The organism is Glycomyces sp. YM15 (assembly GCF_016918015.1).
Lineage (GTDB): Bacteria > Actinomycetota > Actinomycetes > Mycobacteriales > Micromonosporaceae > Glycomyces.
On sequence record NZ_JAERMK010000011.1, the window covers coordinates 100,408 to 119,640 of the forward strand.

A 19,233-nucleotide genomic window follows, 5' to 3' on the forward strand; every position below is an offset into this window, starting at 1 on the left:
GGAACCCCATGCCTTCGGAACGGTGGCTCAAGCGCCTCGCACGTGCGTTGCGGGACTTGGCGACCCATGCGCATATGCGGGCCGAGCCGCTGCCGCGCCTGCCGTTCGTGATCGCGCTCGTGGTCTCGGTGGTCGCGCTGGTGGCCGCGGTCGAGCACCGTCCGGGACCCGACGCGAAGATCGCCGCGGTCGACGAGTTGCCCTCGCCGGAGCCCGAGACCTACGACGACGAGGCGGCGTTCGTCGAGGAAGAGGTGGAGCTCGAGATCGTCGAGCACGGCTTCAGCAGGGTCACCCGCGATGACGGCGAGGAGTACGTGCTCGTGGCGGTCGTGGTAGACAACCCGCACGACGGCGAGCTGGTCCCCGGTTCGCTGTCGATCCAGATGACGACCGATCGCGGGTACCCGGTGAACCTGGACACGATGTACCTCGGTTGGCTTCCGCCGCATTCGACCGCGGCGTTCGGCTACGTGATGACCGTAGGCGCGGGCGAGTACGACGTGGAGGATCTGACGCTGGAGCCGCTGGATCCGACGATCCTGTACCCCTCGGAGTTCTGGGACGACGAGGTCTGGTTCAGCACGGACGCGCTGCCGACCTTCTCGTTCACCGGGCTGGAGCCGCTGGCGAGCCCGGACGGGTACCGGGTGCACTTCCGGGCCGAGGCGTCCGAGGAGGCTGATGTGCAGATCGCGGTGCTGTTCCGCGACGGTGTGGGGAGGCTCCTCGGCGGGTTCCCCGCGGACAGCGGCTACGACCTCTATTCGGGCGGGTTCCGGACCTTCCCGGCGGGCGAGTCGGCGCAGTATGTGGACGTGCCGGCCGACTGGATACCGGAAGGGGCCGATCTCGATCGGATCGAGATCGGCCCCAGCAGGTTCTAGTCACATTCGTTCGAGCAGTCAGAGCCGCTGCAGAAGGAACTGTTCCACCTGGTCGATGGCGACGCGCTCCTGCTTCATCGTGTCGCGGTCGCGGATCGTCACGGCCTGGTCTTCGAGCGTGTCGAAGTCGACGGTGATGCAGTAGGGCGTGCCGATCTCGTCGGCGCGGCGGTAGCGGCGGCCGATCGCGCCGGCGTCGTCGAAGTCGACGTTCCAGCGCTTGCGCAGGGTCGCGGCCAGGTCCTTCGCCTTCGGCGAGAGGTCCTCGTTGCGGCTCAGCGGCAGGACCGCGGCCTTGACCGGGGCCAGGCGCGGGTCGAAGCGGAGCACGGTGCGCTTGTCGACGCCGCCCTTGGTGTTCGGGGCCTCGTCGACGTCGTAGGCCTCGATGAGGAACGCCAGCACCGAGCGGGTCAGGCCCGCCGCGGGCTCGATCACGTACGGGGTCCAGCGTTCGCCCTTGGCCTGGTCGAAGTACGAGAGGTCCGCGCCCGAGTGCTTCGAGTGGGTCGAGAGGTCGAAGTCGGTGCGGTTGGCGATGCCCTCGAGCTCGCCGAACTCGCTGCCGGCGAAGTTGAACCTGTACTCGATGTCGACGGTGCGCTTCGAGTAGTGGGAGAGCTTGTCCTTCGGGTGCTCGTAGCGCCGCAGGTTCTCTTCCTTGAGGCCGAGGTCGACGTACCAGTCCCAGCGGGTCTGGAGCCAGTACTCGTGCCATTCCTCGTCCGTGCCCGGCTCGACGAAGAACTCCATCTCCATCTGCTCGAACTCGCGGGTGCGGAAGATGAAGTTGCCCGGCGTGATCTCGTTGCGGAAGGACTTGCCGGTCTGCGCGATGCCGAACGGGGGCTTGCGGCGGGACGCGGTCATGACGTTCGTGAAGTTCACGAAGATGCCCTGGGCGGTCTCGGGACGCAGGTAGTGCGTGTTCTCGGTGTCCTCGGTGGCGCCGAGGAAGGTCTTCATCATCCCGTTGAACATGCGCGGTTCGGTGAAGGAGCCGCGGGCGCCGCAGTGCGGGCAGGTGAGGTCGGCGAGGCCGTTCTCGGGCTCGCGGCCGTCGTGCTTCTCCTGGTAGGCCTCGATGAGGTGGTCGGCGCGGTAGCGCTTGTGGCAGGACTGGCACTCGGTGAGCGGGTCCGTGAACTCCTCGAGGTGGCCGGAGGCGACCCACACCTGCGGGTTGAGGACGACGGCGGAGTCGAGGCCGACCACGTCGTCGCGCTCGCGCACCATCGCGTTCCACCATTCGCGGCGGATGTTCTCCTTCAGCTCCACGCCGAGCGGGCCGTAGTCCCAAGCGGAGCGGGTGCCTCCGTAGATCTCAGAACTGGGGAAGACGAAGCCGCGGCGTTTGGACAGGCTGATGAGCGCTTCGGTGCGGTCTTGGGACACGATGATTCCTCTCGATCCGGCTGGCGGTCGGTGAGACTGCGGATGTTTGCTCTCGGTTGAGATCCTCTGAGCAGATTGCCCAGGCGGCGGTTACTCGGTCAACCCAGTTTTGATGCTGAGTCTGTGCCCGAGACGCACGTCAAGTGCGGTCCGCCAGTGAGCAAGCGTACCTCGCAGCGGTCCCGGGATTCGCCGCGGTCACATCAACACACCGCGGCCGGTCACAGGTTCGCACCGCGGCGGTCGGGTCTCGCCCTCGGCGAAGCCTGCGAGCCGTAAATCAGCGCTGTGCTCCTGCCGCAGGTCCGCGAGGTGCTGTTCGAACCCCTCCCGGGCCTCGGCGGACTCCGGTGCGGTGAGCCAGGTCAAGGCGTCCTCCCCCACCGTGATCGCACCCTGCGTGTCGCCGAGCTCCGAGAGCAGCCACATCGTCTGGTGCGCGGTCAGGCTCGCCCGCTCGAGCAGCAGCGGGCCTTCCCGGAACACGGCCAGCGCGCGGCGCTGGAGGTCCAGCACCGGCTCGGCCTCGTCCCGGCGCAGGCCCTGCTCCCCGGCCTGGCTCTCCAAGAACTGGAAGGTCAACTGGGCGTGCTGGCGGTAGGTCTCGCCGAGTTCGAAACGGGCGGCCTCGCGGAGCGTGTCGGTCGATGCCGGGTCGGCGCGCACGGTGTGGAGTCGCGCGGCGATCTGCGCCATCGTCTGGAGTCCCTCGCCGAAGGCGCCGTCGCCCATGATGGTGCGCAGGAGCCAGGCGCGGGCGCGGCTGACGCGGGTCCAGGAGGCGAGGTCGCCGACGGTGTCTGCGGCTTCGATCGCGCGGGAGTAGACCTCGAGGGCGTGGTCGTGCTCGCCGAGCTTCTCGAGCAGCTCACCGGTGAGGAACAGCGTGTCGGCGTACAGGTTGACGAGGTAGTCCTCCTCGGCCGACTCCATGAGGGCGAGGGCCGCGAGTCCGTGCTCGACGCCCTGCCTGGTGTCCCCTTGGCGGTCGTAGGACTCGGCGAGGTTGAACCGCACGTTGCAGACCCGCCACAGTTCCTGGTCGGGGAGGTCTTCGAGGGCGGCTTCGAGGAGCGGGACGGCTTCGGCGCGGCGGTCGAGCTCGACGAGGGCCACGCCCATGAGGTGGCGGGCGACGGCGGCCGGGACGGTCATGCCGGCGGCGTCGCAGTGGATCGAGGCGGCCAGCGCGTGCTCGTACGTGGCGGCGTGGTCGGCGGCGCGCATGGTGAACTCGGCGGCCTGGAGGTGGAGCTTCGCGGCGACGGTGTGGGAGGGTTCGCCGCCGAGGGCGGCGAGGCCGTCGCGGCAGATGGCGAGGGCCGCTTCGAAGTCGCCGGTGAGGCCGACCTGGTCGGCGAGGTCGGCGCTGGCCCGGGCGAGTGCCCACCCGGCGTCGGCCTCGCGGGCGAGGTCGATCTGGGCGGTGAGGAGCGCGGTCTTCGCGGCCGGGTCGGAGGCGAGGCGGGCGCGGAGGTCGAGGAGGTCGCAGCGGCGGATGAGCGCGTATCGCTGCCCGGTCCAGGCGGCGAGTTCGGCTTCGAGGGCGCGGGCGCGCTCGTCGAGGTCGGCGGGGAGCGCGTCGGGCCTGGCGGCGGAGGCGAGGTATTCGGCGCGCATGGCGAGGACCTGGCTGGTGTGGAAGCTGCGGTCGTCGATGCGCTGCTCGGCTTTGAGTGCGCGGGCGGTCGCGGTGATGCGGTCGGCGCCGTCGCGGACGGCTTCGGGTTCGGCCTCGGAGCGGTGGATGAGGAGGAAGGACTCGGCGACGAGGGCGCGGCCGGGCTGGCCCGCCTCCCCGAAGAGCTCGATGGCGCGGGTGAGGCCTTCGACCACGGTGGCGGGGTCGTCGGCCTGCGCGGATCTGGCGTGGGCGATCTCGGCGCGGTGCTCGGCGATGAGCTCGATGCCGAGTGCGTCGGCGAGGGCGCCGACGCGGAGCCAGGCCTTCCAGGTGTCGGGCGAGCAGGCGTCGTAGGCGGCGTAGGCGGCGTCGATCGCGGCGTCGAGGTCGGGGCCCTGGGCCTGCTCGGGGGCGGGCGCCTCGACCGGCTGCCGGGGCCTGGGTTCCTTGAGGCCCAGGTGGACCGGTTTGTCGTAGGGCGTGGACTCGACGACGCAGGCGGACATCCGGGAGTGGTGGTCGTTGCCGTTGCGGGCGTCGAAGCGGGCGCAGATCGCGGCCCGCTCGGCCTCGGCCCAGTCGTGCAGGCGCGCCGCCGTCCACTCGGTGCCGCCCGGGCCGGGCATCGCGGTGTCGGCGAAGCCGAGCGCGGCGAGGCGGCGGCAGGTGAGGACGGTGACCTCCATGAGGCGCTGGCGGTCGCGCACGCCGAGGTCGAGGTCGTAGAAGCGGGCGTGGTCGGCGAGGATCTCGACGGCGCGGTGCTCGTTGCCGGTGAGGGCGCAGAACTCGACGTGGAGGGCGATCATGGCGACCATGTCCTCCTTGCCCTTGCACATCTGGTAGCCGCGGAGGTGGTTGCCGCGGGCTTCGTCGATGCGGCCGAGTTCGACCAGGGGCAGGAGGGAGAGCGCGAGCCCGTAGTGGGGTTCGTGGGCGCAGGTCTGCTCGCCGGAGAGGACCGGTTCGAGCATTTCCATGGCGGCGTCGGCGGCGTCCTCTTCGGCGTAGAACACGATGGTGGCCAGGGAGGTGTACTGGCAGGCGGTGCAGTCGGACATCTCGTCCTCCTCGGCTTCGCCGAGGGCCTCGATCGCGGCGGCGACCCGGTCGTAGTCGCCCACGTGGTAGGCGAGCTGCATCTCGTAGGCGGCCGGGGCGTGCATGGAGTAGCCGGCCTCGCCGTAGCGGCGGCGCATCTCCTCGAGCCAGTGCTCGATGGATTCGAGCGGCACGTCGGGCTGCTCGATCATGGTGTCGACGATCCACTTGAACGTCCAGTACAGGGAGCGCGTCAGGTAGGCGTCGAAGTGCGCGGGCTGGGAGTCGAAGTTGCGCAGGAGCCGTGCGAAGGGGACCAGCATGCGGGTCGAGTCGCGGGAGAACTCGTAGGCGTCGACCAGTCCGTTGAGGGCGTAGTTCTGGAGCTCGGGGTCGCCGACGGCGTCGGCGGCCTCGACCGCTCGTTCGAGGGCCGCGACCTTCGCCTCACTGGCCTCTTCGAAGCGGGCCTCGTTGAGCAGTCGCCAGATCTCGTCGGGGTCGGGAGTGGCCATACCAGTCCTTAAATGTCCTATGTGAGGAATGAGCCGATTCGAGATGGGGACGGCTCAGTCCTGGGTGATGTGTTCCAGCAGGTTCATGAAGGAACGGTTGAGGAGTGCGGTGTCGGCGCTGCGCAGCGGCCGGTGGCTCATCAGCAGCGCCTGACCGTACAGGGACTCCACCGCGGTGCCCGCGAGCTGCGGGTCGCCGATCGCACTGACGCGGCGGACGGTGGGGTTGCGATGGTTGAGGACGAGCTGCGCGCGCGGCGCGTGCTGCTTGATGGAGGCGAGGATACCGCCCCACAGGTCGTCCGCTTCGGCCTCCGCCTCGGCCCGCTGCCGTTCGCGCCGGGACTCGCGGTCGTCGAGGAGCAGCGCGGGCACCGAGACGGGGTTGAACTCGCGGACGACGACGTCGACGTCGACCGCGTCGAGGCGGGCCCGCGCGGCGTTGAGGAAGGAGCGCAGGCCGAGCTCGGTGCCGGTGTCGACCGGGTCGAGGCTCGCCGAGATGACCCCGGGCTGCAGTTGCTCGACCTTGACCTGCGGGTCGAGTCGCGGCAGTGCCTGCACCAGCTCCGCGTCGTAGGTGTAGCCGCCGTTGACGACGCCGATGCCCTGCGCGGCGGCGATCTGCGCGACCTGGCGGTATTCGTCCACACTGGACGCCAGGTAGAGGGGCTGGTAGGCGCGGGCGAAGTCGGGGAGGTTCGTGTGCCCCGCGGTGGTCTCGAACCGCAGCCACGGCAGCATCGCCGCGAGCAGGTCCAGGTCGTGGCGGGCGAGGGCCTTCACGCCGAGCTCGTGCACGGCGAGGAAGGCCGAAAGGCGGGTCGGGTCCTCGGCGGCGAGGCGGGAGATCCACTCGCGCACCTGCGCGCCGATCGCGTCCCGGGCGACCGCGAGCGCCTCGTCGTCGTAGAGGGACTCTCGGGACGCCGTGGGCCGCAGCGCATCCGTGTCGATCACGCAGCGCACGAAGAACGCCCACTCGGGCACCAGGTTGTCCGCGGTGTCGGTCAGCAGCATCCGCTTGAGGTGCACGCGGTGGGCCGGGCGGGTCGAGGGCGACGTGGCGTGCGGGAGGACGAACGCGACGCCCTTGATGCCCGCGAGCGGCACGTCGAGGTCGATCACGTCGAGCGGCGGGAAGCCGAGCACCTGCTCGCAGTAGGTGTTCAACGCGAGGCGGCGGGCCGTCGGATTCGGGTGCTCCCGTTCCCACAGCGGCGGCGTGTCCGAGATCTCGACCGGCGTGCCGCCGTCGGAGACCGTGATCCGCACCGGCAGCAGCGAGCCGTACCCGCGGGCGAGGTCCGCGACCCGCTTGGGCTGCAACCAGTCCTCGCCGCGGCGGGCCTCGAGCTCGACCGTGGTGCCCGGCTCGGGGTGCTCGGTGAGCGGCACCTCCGTCACGGTGTACGAGCCGTCGTCGCGGGCGGCCCACCGGACCACCGGCGCCGCCGGGTCCTTCGCCGAACGCGAGGTCACCGTTATGACCGAGGCCACGGTGAAGCACGCCAGCAGGCCGATCCCGAACTGGCCCAGGAAGTCCCGCCGCGCACCCTCGATCTCCTCGTCCCGTTTGGAGGACCCGCCGATGGTCGCGAGGAGCTTGTGGACCTCTGGAAGCGTCAGGCCCACACCGGGATCGGTGATCCGCAGGCGCCTGCCGTCCGAGACGATCGCGACCTGCTGGGCTTCAGGGGCGAAACCGGGCTCGATCTGGGCGCGGGCGGTGACGGCGTCCACCGCGTTCTGCAGCAGCTCGCGCACATAGACCTTCGGCGAGGAGTACAGGTGGTGGGACAACAGGTCCACCAGGCCGCGCAGGTCCACTTGGAAGGTATGGGAAGTGGGCGTTGTCTCAGCCACAGCGCGTCCTGCTTCACTCGGAGGTCGTTCGGCGTCAGTCAGACTAGCAAACCGCGCATCCCGGGAACGCGTGAAAAGGACCCTCAGGACGAACGGGCACGCGGGCCGCCTTCGGCCCTGCCGACATGCACGAACCAGTACCAACCGGCGCGGACCGCCCGATTGGGCACCGCCCATATGGGGACGGTCCGGTAAGGTGACCGCTACCGAAGCCCCGCAGCAAGAGGAACGCGCCCCCATGACCATGCCGCCCCCGCCCCCGGACCGGATGCACCTCCAGTACCAGCCCGCCCCACCGCCGCAGCCCGGGCCGCAGCGGACGGGCCCCGGCGGCGCGTACGGCCCGGCACAGTACGCGCCCCGGCAACACGGTTCCGGGCAGCAGGGCCCCGGGCAGTTGGCCATGAACAAGCCCGGCACGATCACCGGCATCCAGGTCATCCTCTATATCCTCTTGGCCATCAGCGCGATCGGCGACCTGTTCTCAGCCATCAGCATGGTCGAATTCTTCAACCCGTTCAGCCTCATCGGCCTCGCGTTCGCCGTGTACTCCACGATCCAGTCGCTCGCCAGCGGCGTGCACCTCTCGCGCGGCAAGCGCTGGGCGTGGATCTGGTCGCTCATCAGCGCGATCCTCGGCCTCGTCCTGTCTATCGCCGCGATCGCCTGGGGCATCTGGTGGTTCGACAACGGCGGCTGGATCACGTTCACCATCGGCATGGTGCTCGCGGCCCTCTACGGTCCGCTCCTGGGCCTCTTGTGCTCCAAATCCGCGCGGCAGTGGATCCTCATGCACCGCATCCAGAGAGGTGAGGTGCAGATGCCCGGCATGGCCACGGACGGCATGAACGGCGCACCCGGGATCGCGATGGGCGGCATGGCCCGGCAGGCACCGACGGCACAGCCGCGGCCGGAGACCCGGCCGGGCGCCGCCACCTTCTCCGCTGTCCTGTTGGGCCTCCTCTCGGCGCTGCTCGCCTGGGAGTCGTACCAGATCGTCGGCGACACGCTCGAATCCATGCGACGGGCCGAGGAGAACGGCTTCGACGGAGGCCAGGGCCTGTACGGACGACTCTTCTACGGAGCGTTCCCCCAGTTCGGACATTTCATGGTCGCCTATCTGGCGTTCCTGGTGTGCGCCGTCATCACCGGCCTGCTGATCCTCAAGGGCAAGCACGGCGGGAGGGTGTTCGGACTCATCTGGACGCCGCTCGCCGCAGCCGCGATCGGCTACGCCGCGACCCACTTCTACGGCTATTACCGGCTCTATCCCCCGATCGGCCCCAACCCGATGAGAATCATCCTGATCGCGACCGTGGCGATGGCCGTCCTGGCGGTCGCCTCCTTCATATCGATGCTGACGCCCGGCGTCAAAGCCTGGACCCCGCCCAGCCCTTCGGCTCCGCTCATCATGATGGTCCCCATGGGACAGCCGCAGGCCCCGCAGCAGCCCGGTCCGTACGGCCCGCAGCAGGGGCACCAGCAGCAGCCCCCGTACCCGCCCCAGTACTGATCCCCAAGGCAGGCAATGTCCTACAACCAGCTCCCGCCGCCCCCTCCCGACCGCGTCGGAATGCAGCCCGGCGGCCCTCACGGCGGCCCGCAGCCGGCCGGCCCCGGCGGCGCGTACGGCCCCATCGACACCCCGATCGGCCGGCACGGTCTTGGACAGCAGGGCCCCGGTCAGCTGCCGCCGCTCGAGCTGACGATGGCCAAGCCTCGCAGCATCCTCGGCATCCAGGTGATCCTGTGGATCTTCGCGGCCCTCGCCGCGATCGGCGACCTGTTCTCGGTCATGAGCATGGTCGAGTACGAGGACCCGATCTCACTCATCGGCCTGGCCTTCGCCGTGTACTCGACGATCCAGTCGATGATCACGCCCGTCCAGATCACGCGCGGCAAGCGCTGGGCGTGGATCTGGGCGCTGGTGAGCGCCATCCTCGGTCTCGCGATCGCCGCCTTCGCGATCGTGTTCGGGCTGAGCGTCATCGAGGTGACGCCGGTACCGGTGCTCATCGGGGTGGTCCTCGGCGGGCTCTACACGACCCTCACCGTCCTGCTGAGCTCGAAGTCGGCGCGCGAGTGGATCCTCATGCACCGCGTCCAACGGGGCGAGGTCGAGTCGATCGGCGTCCCGGTACCCGGCGCGAGAGGCGTCCTCGTCGAGGTCGTGCCCGAACGCCCTGAGACGAAACCGGGTTCGGTCACCTTCGTGCAGCTCGCTCTGTGGTTCGTCGCGCTGCTGCCGCTGGTCTGGATCTGGGTCGGCCTGCGCTTCGCGCAGTTGGAATTCGAGGACGGCCTCGAAGTCTGGGAGAGCGCGTCGAGCCCGTTCGACCACTTCATGGAAACCGACCTCATGCTGCTCGGCGTACTCGGCGCATCCGGCTTCGCGGGCCTCGGGACGCTGGCGATCATCTCCGCGGTCGGCCTCCAGCGCGGACGCTTCTGGGCGCGCGTCCACACACCGATCTGGGTGGGGCTCATAGCCGTCGCGGGCGCGATGTGGGTGCTCGCGTCGAGCCTCAACGCGGTAGACGCCGACTCCGATTCGTTCACCGTGTTCATGGTCGCGACCGTCGCCGGAGGTGTGTTCACCGTCCTCGCGGTGACCGCGTTCATCCTGGTGTTCCAGCGCGGCGTGCGCTCCTGGGCACCCGGTCAGCAGACCGTGATCTCGTATGAGCCTGGGGTGCAAGGGCAACCGCTGCCGGGCCAGCCTCCGGCAGGCCCGATGCAGCCCGGCCACCAGCCGCAGGGTTACGCGCAGCAATCGGGATACCAAGCATCGCAGGGCCACGCGCCCCAGCCGGGACACCAAGCACCGCAAGGCCCTCCGCAGCGGCAGTACCAGGCCCCGCACCAGCCCGGCCCGTACGGGCCACAAGGCGGGTACCCGCAGCCGCAACCGCCGCACCCGCCTCGACAGCAGCAATATCCGCCGCAGCAACCGCCTTACGGCAGCGGCGGGCGCTAGACCCGATGCCGATTAGTTTGGGCGTGTTCGGGTCGTCAACCCTGGTGCCGGTGTCCTGCGGTTCCCGGTGACCAGGACCCAAGGTTCCCCAGGCTGCGTGACGGCGCCGAAGGCGCCAGGTTTGCGTACGGGCACCGTTCCCGGCTACGGGCACCGGCCGGGGCCGGGCCACCTTCCGGGCCTGCGGACCGTGGGGCGGACCTACCGCCTTCGGCGGTGTCACGCAGCTTGGTGAACCTTATGGCCCGGGTACGGTGCCCGCTCGGGCCCGATCCGACACCCCGACCACGCCTGAACCGAACGGTTTTGGCGCTAGACCGTCACGGACCGCCAGCCGCAGACGCTCGTGTCGAGCGTCCGGGTGGTCTGCTCGACGGCGATGACGAGCTCGATCGCGGAGCCGTCGTCGAATTCGACGGTGACGTTCCCGGTGGCGGCGTTCATGGGCTGGACCTCGGCGCCTTCGACGTCCCAGGCGTCCCACTCGTTGATGTAGTCCTCGGCGGGGCGCTGGCGGTAGTCCGCGCAGAGCATCGAGTAGGCGGTGTCCCAGTCGTCCTCGGCGACCGCGCCGATGAACTCCTCAGCCGTGCCCTCGACCTTGTCCGTGATCGAGTTCGTGAACACGATGAGCGCGACCACGACGGCGACCACGACGCCGATGGCGGCCAGCGCGCCGCCGCCGATGCCGAGTCCGAGCTTCAACCCGAAGTAGCGGGAGTGCCCGGTCGGCGGGGCCGCGAACGGGACCGGGACGCCGGTGGGCGGCGGCGGGGTCGAGGGGACGGGCGGGGGCTCGACTTCCTTCGTGGTGGGAGGGAGCGCGAGCGTCTGGTCGGTCTCGGCCGCGAGCGCGACCGGCGCGCCGGATTCGGGCGAGACCGGTTCCTGGACAGACGGCTCGGGTTCCAACGGGATCGGGGCTCCCTGTTCGGGGGACGGCCCGAAGGGCTCGGGGGCGATCTGCGCCGGAGCGCTCGGTTCGGCGACGGCGTCGACGGAGGTGTGGGGCTCGGCCTCGATCGTCTCGTGCGACTGCGGCGGCTCGGGTTCGGGTGCCGGTTCGGCGACCGCTGTCGGCAGCGGCGGGGTGGGTTCCATGGGAATGGGTTCGACCGGGACTGACATCGGCTCGGGCTCGGGTGACGAAGGGGCGTCCGGCTCGGGCGACGCGGCGTCGGGAGCGGCCGCCGGTGTGGGCGTCGCGGTGTCCGTTTCGCGGTCCTGTCCGGGCCCTTCGGAATTCACCTGTTCGGGTGGCGGCCGGTCGGTCATCGGGCGGCCTCTCGGCGGGCTTCGTCGGGGTCGTCCGTGCGGTCCGAATCGGTGCGCCTGGGCTCGCCGCCCGGCGCGCATTCGGCGAGGACTTCGAAGCCGGAGGCCTCGGGGAGCGCGCGGGAGAGGAGCGGGGTGGACATCTTCACCTGGAAGTTGGAGAGCGCCCGTCGGTAGGAGCCGACGTCGCTCCATTCGGTCCAGAGCATCCAGGTGGCGTCCTCGCCGTCGGTGAACGAGTCGAGCGCGCGGCCCAGGCCGCCGCGTTCGTAGCCCTCGCAGGAGGCCAGCGCCGCGAGCGCGCCTTCGGCGTCGCGGGCGAAGGTCTCCGTCTCGCCTTCGGTTACGGCGAAACGATAAACAACCAGCACGGCGCCCAGCCTACTTGGAGCACTCGGCGCAGAGGCCGTGGAGTTCGAGCGTGTGTCCGACGTCGGTGAAGCCGTGGTCGGCCGCGACCTTGTTGGCCCAGCGCTCGACCGTGGGCCCGGCGACTTCGACCGTGCGCCCGCACGAGCGGCAGACGAGGTGGTGGTGGTGCTCTTCGGCCGAGCAGAGGCGGTAGAGGTGGTCGCCGCCGGGCAGGCGCATGACGTCGACGATGTCGGCCTCGGCGAAGGCCTGGAGGGTCCGGTAGACGGTGGTGAGGCCGATCTTGGACCCGGCCTCGCGCAGGATCGCGTGGAGGTCCTGGGCGGAGCGGAACGCGTCGTCGTGCTCGAGCAGTTCGAGGATCGCGGTCCGCTGCTTGGTGGAGCGGGCCATGTTCTCGGCCGGAGGCTTGGTGGCCACTAGCGTTCCTCTCGGGCGTGGTGGACGGCGTCGGTGACGATGTGCGCGATGTGGTCGTCGATCAGCGAATAGGAGATCTCGCGCCCCGACCTGGTGCCGCGCACGATACCCGCTCCCCGGAGCACCCGCAAATGTTGGGAGACGAGGGGCTGGGTGACGCGCAGGGTCTCGACGATCTGGTGCACGTACTTCGGCCCGGCGGCCAGCTCCATGACGATCGCGATGCGCAGTGGCGCGGCGAGGGCGCGCAGCAGCTCCCCCGCCGCTTCGTAGTCGGCAGGGGTGGATTCTTCGGCTAGCTCGCTCTCGGTCCGCACCCCGCAAAAATATCGCGTCCCGGGTCCGTTCTGGGGCTCAGGTGGCTCGGGTCCCGCTCCGGTCATGCGTTCGCGGCGGGCAGTTCGACTTCGAGCGGCTCGCCTTCGGGAGGGAGATGGGCCCGGCGGACCCGGCGGACGCGGCGCACGAGGGCGGCCAGGACCGCGGTGACGACGAAGACGGCGACGCCGATGAGCACGATCGTGGAGCCGGGCGGGACGTCTTTCGCGGCGGAGGCGAGGACGCCGGCGCCCGCGATGAGGAACCCGGCGCCCATCGCGGTGAACATGGTGGCTTTGAAGGACCGCGTGAACTGCTGGACGGTGACGACCGGGATCACGAGGAGGGCGCTCACGAGGAGGAGGCCGACCGCGCGCATCGAGACCGAGACGGTGACGGCGGTGGTGATCAGCAGCAGCAGGTTGAGCGCGGCGACGGGCAGGCCGGAGACGCGCGCGTACTGCTCGTCGGCGCAGATCGCGGCGAGCCAGGGCCGGAGCACGAGCATGAGGGCGGCGACGACGGCGCCGCCGATCGCGATGGCCCAGACCTCGTCCCAGCCGGCGGTGAGGAGCGAGCCGAACAGGTACTGCTGGAGGTTCGCGACGCCCTTGTCCGAGGCGATGCCGGTGAGGTAGACGCCGCCGGCGATGCCGCCGTAGAACATCATGGCGAGGGCGACGTCGCCGGAGGTCTTGGAGTGGCTGCGGAGGATCTCCATGACGATCGAGGCGGCGACGGTGACCGCGAGGGTCGTCCACATGGGGGACGCACCCGTGAGGAACCCGATGGCGACGCCGGTGAGGGCGATGTGGCCGAGGCCGTCCCCGATGAGCGCGAGGCGCTTCTGGACGAGGAAGACGCCGACGGCGGGGGCGCAGAGGCCGACCACGAGGGCGCTGATGAGGGCGCGCTGCATGAACTCGTACTGGAAGTAGTCCAGGATCGAGAGGTCGAGGTTCATTTGCCGCCCCAGATGGCTTCGTCGGCGCTGTCGCCGTTGGCGTGCGGGTGCGCGTGGTCGTGGTGCGGGTCGGCGTGTTCGCCGACGGGGCGCGGCGGGGCGCCGTCGTGGACGACCTTGCCGTCGGCGAGGACCACGGCGCGGTCGAGCCGGTCGGTGAGCGGGCCGAGTTCGTGGGTGACGAGGAGGACCGCGCATCCCGCGTCGATCCGGTCCGCCACCACGGTCGCGAGGGCGGCCTGGGTCTCGGCGTCGACGCCCACGGTGGGTTCGTCCATGATGAGCAGCTCGGGGTCGGTGGCGAGGGCGCGGGCGATGAGGACGCGCTGCTGCTGGCCGCCCGAGAGGGTGTCGACGGAGCAGTGGGCGTGGTCGGCGAGGCCGACTTCGGCGAGGCTGCGGGTCACGGATTCGCGGTCGGCGCGGTTCGGGGGCATGCCGAGGAACCGGTGGGCGAGTCGGCCTTGGGAGACGACTTCGGCGGCGGTCGAGGGGACGCCGGAGGCGGCGCCGGTGCGCTGGGGCACGTAGCCGATGCGCTTCCAGGCGCGGAAGCGCTTCTGCGGGGTGCCGAAGAGCGCGATCGAGCCGCCCGCGAGCGGGACGAGCCCGGCGACGGCCTTGATGAGCGTGGATTTCCCGGATCCGTTGGCGCCCATGAGGGCCACCGCTTCTCCGGGTTCGACGGCGAGGTCCACGCCGCGGACGACGGCGCGACCGCCGTAGGAGACGGTCGCACCGCGGACGTTGAGAACGGGCATTCGTGTAATGCTGCCTTACGCCGCACCGAGAGCGGTCTGCAACTCGGCGAGGTTCTCGCGCATCACAGTGAAGTAGTCGTCGCCGGCGTCCTCCTGCTCGGCGGTGAGGCCTTCGAGCGGGTTGAGGACGGCGGTGTTCGCGCCGGTCTCGGCGGCGAGCGTGTCGGCGATCTCGGGGGAGACGAGGGTCTCGAAGAAGATCGTGGTGATGCCGTTGGTCTCGACGTATTCGGCGACCTCGGCCATGTGCTGGGAGTCGGGCTCCTGGTCGGGGCTCAGGCCGGAGATCGCGATCTGGGTCAGCCCGTAGCGGTCGGTGAGATAGCCGAACGCGGAGTGAGAGGTGACGATCGCGTCGCTGGTGCGGGTGGCGAGGGCGTCGGTGTACTCGGCGTCGAGCTCGGTCAGCTCGGTGTTGAAGACCTCGGCGTTCGCGGTGTAGTCGGCCTCGTTCGCGTCGTCGATGCCCGCGAGGGACTCGGCGATGGCGGTGCCGATCTGGCCGTAGCGGGTCGGGTCGAGCCAGACGTGCGGGTCGGTGCCTTCGGGCGCTTCCTCGTGCTCGTGGCCTGCTTCCTCGGCGTGCTCGTCCTCGGTGGCTTCCTCGGACGCGGTGGGCTCCTCGGAGCGCTCGTCCGCGTGCTCGTCCTCCTCGGCGTGCCCTTCGGCTTCGTCGATGGCCTGCGTGTAGTCGTACTGGCTGGTCTCGACGGCGGTGAGCACGTCGAGGGACTTGTCGGGGGCGTACTCCTCGACGGCGGCGTCGAGCTCGGGGATGAAGCCCTTGAGGTAGACGACGAAGTCCGCCTCTTCGATCGCGGCGATGTCGGAGGGCGCGAGCTCGAGGTCGTGGGGCTCCTGGCCGGCGGGGGTGAGGTTGGTGACGGCGACGTGGTCGCCGCCGACGCGCTCGGTGGCGAAGGTGAGGGGATAGAAGGCGGTGACGACGTTGATCTCGCCGTCGGCGGCGGGGTCGGCGGAGCCGGAGCCGCAGGCGGCGAGGGCGGCGGCCGCGGCGAAGCCGGCGATGGGCACGAGAATGAATCGGGAACGGCGCATGCTGGAAGCTTGCCCAATCATGACAATCATTGTCAACATCTAATATGTGCGCCCCGGATGAGAGCAACCCTCGCGACCAGCGCGAACGCTCGGTGTTCACCCTATCGGCGACACGATTGGATGATCGGGGTCACTGGTACTCGTTGTCGGGTGTCGGGATCGGCGTGACCGACTCGACCTCGATGTACGGCACCAGCTCGCCGTTGATCTCGTCGCGCCCCTGGCGCGGCGTGTACTCGCCGACGACCTCGACCCACTGGTCGGGCTCCAGGTTCGCGGGCAGGTCACCCTCGAAGCCGATCTTGACGGGCCGGGCGTCGGCCGCGCAGCAGGCGACGACCATGCGCGCGAGCTGCGGTTCGTCCCCTTCGTAGAGGATGAAGCCGCGCAACTGGATGCGGTGGCCCTCGAGGGTCTGGCCCTCGTCGAAGATCGCCCGCGCGGCGTAGTCGAGGAGGGTGATCGGCACCGGGTCGACGTCGTCGGGCAGCTCCGGGTAGCTCGAGCGGTTCTCCTCGGCGCCGACGACGGTGCCGGTGCGCTCGGCCTCGTAGGAGCCGAGCGCGTCCGGGGCCACGAGCAGCATCCCGACCACGGGCGCCAGCAGCAGCCAGGCGACCCTCGGCTCCCCGTGGCCGTGCCCGTCGTCGGATTCTCTCCTTGCCTGCCAAGCGCTCAGGCCCGTGATGGCGGCGACCGCGACGAGGATGACCCCGGCCGGGACGATGAGCCAGAACGCGTACGGCTTCACGTAGTTGAGGTAGTCCCCGGTCCAGGCCAGGCGGAGCATGCCGCCGCCGACCAGGAGCAGGATGACCGCCTGCGCGTCGCGTCTCACAGCAGCAGTGCTCCCATCAGGACGGCCGCGAGCACGGCCGCGACGAACGCGGTCGGACCGAAGCGGAGGGCGAACCGGCGGCCGAAGGTCCCGGCCTGCATGGCCGCGAGCTTCACGTCGATGAACGGGCCCACGACCATGAACGCCAGCTTCGCGGTGGGCGAGAACTGGGTCAGCGAGGCGGCCACGAACGCGTCCGACTCCGAGCAGATCGAGACGAGCACCGCCAGGACCGCCAACGCGAGGACCCCGAGCACGGGGTTGTCGGCGATCGGCTGGAGCCAGGTCTCGGGCACGAGCGTGTTGAGGCTCGCGGCGATGGCCGCGCCGATGACGAGGTAGCCGCCGGCGTGGAGGAAGTCGTGGCGGATCGAGGACCAGAACGCGGCCCATTTGCCGCCGTCGTGGTGGTGATGCTTCGGCAGGTTGAGCCATTCGGTCTTGCCGAGGCGGACCCAGAGCCAGCCGATCGCGATCGCGGCGGCCAGGGAGGCGCCCACGCGGGCGACGACCATCTCGGGGTTGCCGGGGAAGGCGACGAAGGTGGAGACGACCACGATCGGGTTGATCGCCGGGGAGGCGAGCATGAAGGTGAACGCGGCGGCGGGGGCGACGCCGCGGCGCACGAGGGCCCCGGCGACGGGCACGGAGGCGCATTCGCAGCCGGGCAGGACGGCCCCGGCGACCCCGGCGACGGGGACGGCGAGGACCGAGCGCTTGGGGACGACCCTGTGGAAGAACCCGGCGGGCACGAACGCGCTGATCGCGGCGGAGAGGACGACGCCGAGGACGAGGAACGGGAAGGCCTGCACGCAGACCGCCACGAACCGGGCGGACCAGGCCTGCAGGGCGGGGGCGGCGAAGAGGTCGGTGAGGCCCGGACGGGCGGTGAGACCGAAGATGAGCAGGAGCGCGAGGGCCTCGATCGAGGTGAGCCCGCGACGTTTCGGAGGCGCGGGAGTGACCGACGTCTCGGCTGGGGACTCGGAGGTGTGCTCGGTCTTGGCGAGTTCGGCGCTCACGCTGCCATTGTGCGGCATGGCCGCGGGTGGACGAACGGCCGCCTTGCCGTACCGATCAGTACATGAGTGTGCCGCTTCATTACTCTTGTGCGGTGCGAGTTCCCACCCTAGGTACGGACCCCGGCCGCATTCCCGCCGCGTTCCGAATGCTCTTGGCCCACAGGCGGTTCCAGCTGCTGTCGATGACCGTCATCGTCGTGAACGGCGCAGCGCTGGGCGCGATGACGTTCGGGGGCGCCCTCGCCGCAGAGGGCGGCTTCTTGGACCGGGTGGACCACGTGTGCCTGGGGTTCTTCGTATTCGAGGTCCTGGCCGGGATCGCGTCGTTCGGGCGGCGGCCCTGGCGGTACTTCCGCGACGGCTGGAACATCTTCGACTTCGTGATCGTGGCGGCCTCGTTCCTGCCGGGCGTGCGCGAGAACATCACGATCCTGCGGATGCTGCGGCTGGCCAGAGTGGTGCGGATCCTCCGGGGGATGCCGTCGATGCGGATCATCCTGGTGGCGGCCGGGAAGGCCCTGCCGAAGTCCGCGGGCGTGTTCGCGCTGACGGGCCTGGTCATGTACCTGTGGGCGATGCTCGGCTGGATCATGTTCGAGAAGACCGACGGCGACCACTTCGGCACCGTGGGCAAGGCGCTGCTGAACCTGTTCCAGCTGGTGGCGTTCGACGACATGGGCAACGTCATCCGCGACAGCATGGACGAGAACGTCTGGACGCTGCCGTACTACATCGTGTTCATCCTGTTCGGCGCGTTCATCCTGGTGAACATCATGATCGGCGTCGTGCTGGCCTCGATGGAGGAGGCGCAGAAGCTGGACGACGAGGACGGCCAGGTCTCCGCCGACACCGCGCTGCTGATCGCGCGGATCGAGCAGCTGCAGGCCACCGTCGACAAACTGGCGGCGAACCAGGAGCGGGCCAGGGAGTTCTCGCCGTTCAGGTAGTGGGCACGGGGTTCGGCTCCGCCGTGCCCTGGCTTCGTCTTTCGCTTACGCCTGCACGGGATTCGGCTCGGCTCCTCCGAAGCGGCGGTCGCGGCCGGCGTAGATCTCGCAGGCGTGCCAGAGGTGGCGACGGTCGAAGTCGGGCCAGAGCACGTCGAGGTACACCATCTCGGCGTACGCCGACTGCCACGGCAGGAAGTTCGAGGTCCGCTGCTCCCCTGAGGGGCGCAGGAACAGGTCGACGTCCGGCAGGTCCGGGTTGTACAGGTACTTCGCGAAGGTCTTCTCGGTGATGCGGTCGGGGTTGAGCCTCCCGGCCTTCACGTCGCGGGCGAGCGCGGCGGCGGCGTCGGCGATCTCGGCGCGGCCGCCGTAGTTCACGCAGAACTGGAGCGTGATCTTGTCGTTGCGCTTCGACATCTCCTCGGCCACTTGGAGTTCGTCGATGACGCTCTTCCACAGCTTCGGGCGGCGCCCGGCCCAGCGGATGCGCACGCCCATGGCGTGCAGCTCGTCGCGGCGGCGGTGGATGACGTCGCGGTTGAAGCCCATGAGCCAGCGCACCTCGTCGGGGCTGCGGCGCCAGTTCTCGGTCGAGAAGGCGTAGGCCGAGACCGTGGAGATGCCCATCTCGATCGCGCCCTCGATGGTGTCGAAGAGCGAGGCCTCGCCCATGGTGTGGCCCTCGGTGCGTTTGAGGCCGCGCTCCTTGGCCCAGCGGCCGTTGCCGTCCATCACGAGCGCCACGTGCCGGGGAACGAGCTCGCGCGGCAGGTCGGGAGGGACCGCCCCCGACGGGTGCGGCTTCGGCGGCTCGTACGTGCGGCTCACAGGACCTCCAGGCGGCCAAGTCGTCAGCGGGGCCTCGATACTAATCCGGACCCGAGCGAGGCCCCGCGCACGCCCGCCCCGGGAAGCCCTCACCGCCGATCCGCGCCTCGCTCGCCTTCGC

General features: G+C 70.0%; 17 protein-coding genes. 4 read left to right on the plus strand and 13 right to left on the minus strand.

What is annotated here, in order from left to right; genetic code table 11:
- Positions 1–8: 8 nt before the first annotated feature.
- Positions 9–887, plus strand: coding sequence for a hypothetical protein (locus JHY01_RS13840; protein WP_205326234.1), 879 nt, complete (start codon positions 9–11; stop codon positions 885–887).
- Between the two features lie 18 nt (positions 888–905).
- Here the strand turns inward: JHY01_RS13840 and JHY01_RS13845 are convergent, their stop codons facing one another.
- The 3 genes from JHY01_RS13845 to JHY01_RS13855 form a co-directional block, all read right to left on the minus strand.
- Positions 906–2,282: a glycine--tRNA ligase gene (locus JHY01_RS13845; protein ID WP_205326235.1), complete on the minus strand. Its 1,377-nt coding sequence runs from the start codon at positions 2,280–2,282 to the stop codon at positions 906–908.
- Between the two features lie 198 nt (positions 2,283–2,480).
- Positions 2,481–5,462 (minus strand): tetratricopeptide repeat protein, encoded by a 2,982-nt coding sequence (locus tag JHY01_RS13850; protein ID WP_205326236.1) that lies wholly within the window; start codon positions 5,460–5,462, stop codon positions 2,481–2,483.
- A 54-nt stretch (positions 5,463–5,516) separates the two neighbouring features.
- Positions 5,517–7,328 carry an HSP90 family protein gene (locus tag JHY01_RS13855; RefSeq protein WP_205326237.1) on the minus strand — a complete coding sequence of 604 codons (1,812 nt, stop codon included), beginning with the start codon at positions 7,326–7,328 and terminating at the stop codon, positions 5,517–5,519.
- A gap of 238 nt (positions 7,329–7,566) precedes the next feature.
- Here JHY01_RS13855 and JHY01_RS13860 point away from each other — a divergent pair, with 238 nt between their 5' ends.
- Both JHY01_RS13860 and JHY01_RS13865 read left to right on the plus strand, forming a co-directional pair.
- A complete protein-coding gene (locus JHY01_RS13860; RefSeq protein WP_205326238.1) occupies positions 7,567–8,841 on the plus strand; it encodes a hypothetical protein in 1,275 nt (424 codons plus the stop codon).
- 15 nt (positions 8,842–8,856) lie between these two features.
- A complete protein-coding gene (locus tag JHY01_RS13865; protein WP_205326239.1) occupies positions 8,857–10,305 on the plus strand; it encodes a hypothetical protein in 1,449 nt (482 codons plus the stop codon).
- Positions 10,306–10,617: 312 nt separating this feature from the next.
- Here the strand turns inward: JHY01_RS13865 and JHY01_RS13870 are convergent, their stop codons facing one another.
- The 9 genes from JHY01_RS13870 to JHY01_RS13910 all read right to left on the minus strand — a co-directional run bounded on the left by JHY01_RS13870 (position 10,618) and on the right by JHY01_RS13910 (position 17,334).
- A complete protein-coding gene (locus JHY01_RS13870) occupies positions 10,618–11,406 on the minus strand; it encodes a hypothetical protein (RefSeq protein ID WP_205326240.1) in 789 nt (262 codons plus the stop codon).
- A gap of 170 nt (positions 11,407–11,576) precedes the next feature.
- Entirely contained in the window at positions 11,577–11,951 is a 375-nt protein-coding gene (locus JHY01_RS13875; RefSeq protein WP_205326241.1) for an antibiotic biosynthesis monooxygenase, read from the minus strand.
- A 10-nt stretch (positions 11,952–11,961) separates the two neighbouring features.
- On the minus strand, positions 11,962–12,345 hold the full coding sequence (locus tag JHY01_RS13880; RefSeq protein ID WP_205326322.1) for a transcriptional repressor: 384 nt from the start codon (positions 12,343–12,345) through the stop codon (positions 11,962–11,964).
- A gap of 26 nt (positions 12,346–12,371) precedes the next feature.
- Positions 12,372–12,689, minus strand: a complete 318-nt coding sequence (locus tag JHY01_RS27370) for a helix-turn-helix transcriptional regulator (RefSeq protein WP_270109143.1) — start codon at positions 12,687–12,689, stop codon at positions 12,372–12,374.
- A gap of 62 nt (positions 12,690–12,751) precedes the next feature.
- Complete coding sequence (locus tag JHY01_RS13890) at positions 12,752–13,633, minus strand: metal ABC transporter permease (RefSeq protein ID WP_205326323.1); 882 nt, start codon at positions 13,631–13,633, stop codon at positions 12,752–12,754.
- 17 nt (positions 13,634–13,650) lie between these two features.
- Positions 13,651–14,415: a metal ABC transporter ATP-binding protein gene (locus JHY01_RS13895; protein ID WP_205326243.1), complete on the minus strand. Its 765-nt coding sequence runs from the start codon at positions 14,413–14,415 to the stop codon at positions 13,651–13,653.
- 15 nt (positions 14,416–14,430) lie between these two features.
- Complete coding sequence (locus JHY01_RS13900; RefSeq protein WP_205326244.1) at positions 14,431–15,474, minus strand: metal ABC transporter solute-binding protein, Zn/Mn family; 1,044 nt, start codon at positions 15,472–15,474, stop codon at positions 14,431–14,433.
- 130 nt (positions 15,475–15,604) lie between these two features.
- Entirely contained in the window at positions 15,605–16,312 is a 708-nt protein-coding gene (locus JHY01_RS13905; RefSeq protein WP_205326245.1) for a TIGR03943 family protein, read from the minus strand.
- Positions 16,309–17,334 (minus strand): permease, encoded by a 1,026-nt coding sequence (locus JHY01_RS13910; protein WP_205326246.1) that lies wholly within the window; start codon positions 17,332–17,334, stop codon positions 16,309–16,311. Before JHY01_RS13910 ends, JHY01_RS13905 begins: the two co-directional genes overlap by 4 nt.
- 92 nt (positions 17,335–17,426) lie before the next feature.
- Between JHY01_RS13910 and JHY01_RS13915 the strand changes: the two genes are divergently transcribed.
- Entirely contained in the window at positions 17,427–18,281 is an 855-nt protein-coding gene (locus JHY01_RS13915) for an ion transporter (protein WP_205326247.1), read from the plus strand.
- A 45-nt stretch (positions 18,282–18,326) separates the two neighbouring features.
- Here the strand turns inward: JHY01_RS13915 and JHY01_RS13920 are convergent, their stop codons facing one another.
- The gene (locus JHY01_RS13920) at positions 18,327–19,112 is read right to left on the minus strand and encodes an isoprenyl transferase (protein ID WP_205326248.1); all 786 of its coding nucleotides are present in this window, start codon (positions 19,110–19,112) and stop codon (positions 18,327–18,329) included.
- Positions 19,113–19,233: the final 121 nt, after the last annotated feature.

Bases quoted from the DNA above. Each gene is read 5' to 3' on its own strand.
- JHY01_RS13870 (WP_205326240.1), bottom strand. From the start codon at position 11,406: ATGGAACCCACCCCGCCGCTGCCGACAGCGGTCGCCGAACCGGCACCC.
- JHY01_RS13840 (WP_205326234.1), top strand. From the start codon at position 9: ATGCCTTCGGAACGGTGGCTCAAGCGCCTCGCACGTGCGTTGCGGGAC.
- JHY01_RS13900 (WP_205326244.1), bottom strand. From the start codon at position 15,474: ATGCGCCGTTCCCGATTCATTCTCGTGCCCATCGCCGGCTTCGCCGCG.
- JHY01_RS13880 (WP_205326322.1), bottom strand. From the start codon at position 12,345: ATGGCCCGCTCCACCAAGCAGCGGACCGCGATCCTCGAACTGCTCGAG.
- JHY01_RS13860 (WP_205326238.1), top strand. From the start codon at position 7,567: ATGACCATGCCGCCCCCGCCCCCGGACCGGATGCACCTCCAGTACCAG.
- JHY01_RS13895 (WP_205326243.1), bottom strand. From the start codon at position 14,415: ATGCCCGTTCTCAACGTCCGCGGTGCGACCGTCTCCTACGGCGGTCGC.
- JHY01_RS13865 (WP_205326239.1), top strand. From the start codon at position 8,857: ATGTCCTACAACCAGCTCCCGCCGCCCCCTCCCGACCGCGTCGGAATG.
- JHY01_RS13850 (WP_205326236.1), bottom strand. From the start codon at position 5,462: ATGGCCACTCCCGACCCCGACGAGATCTGGCGACTGCTCAACGAGGCC.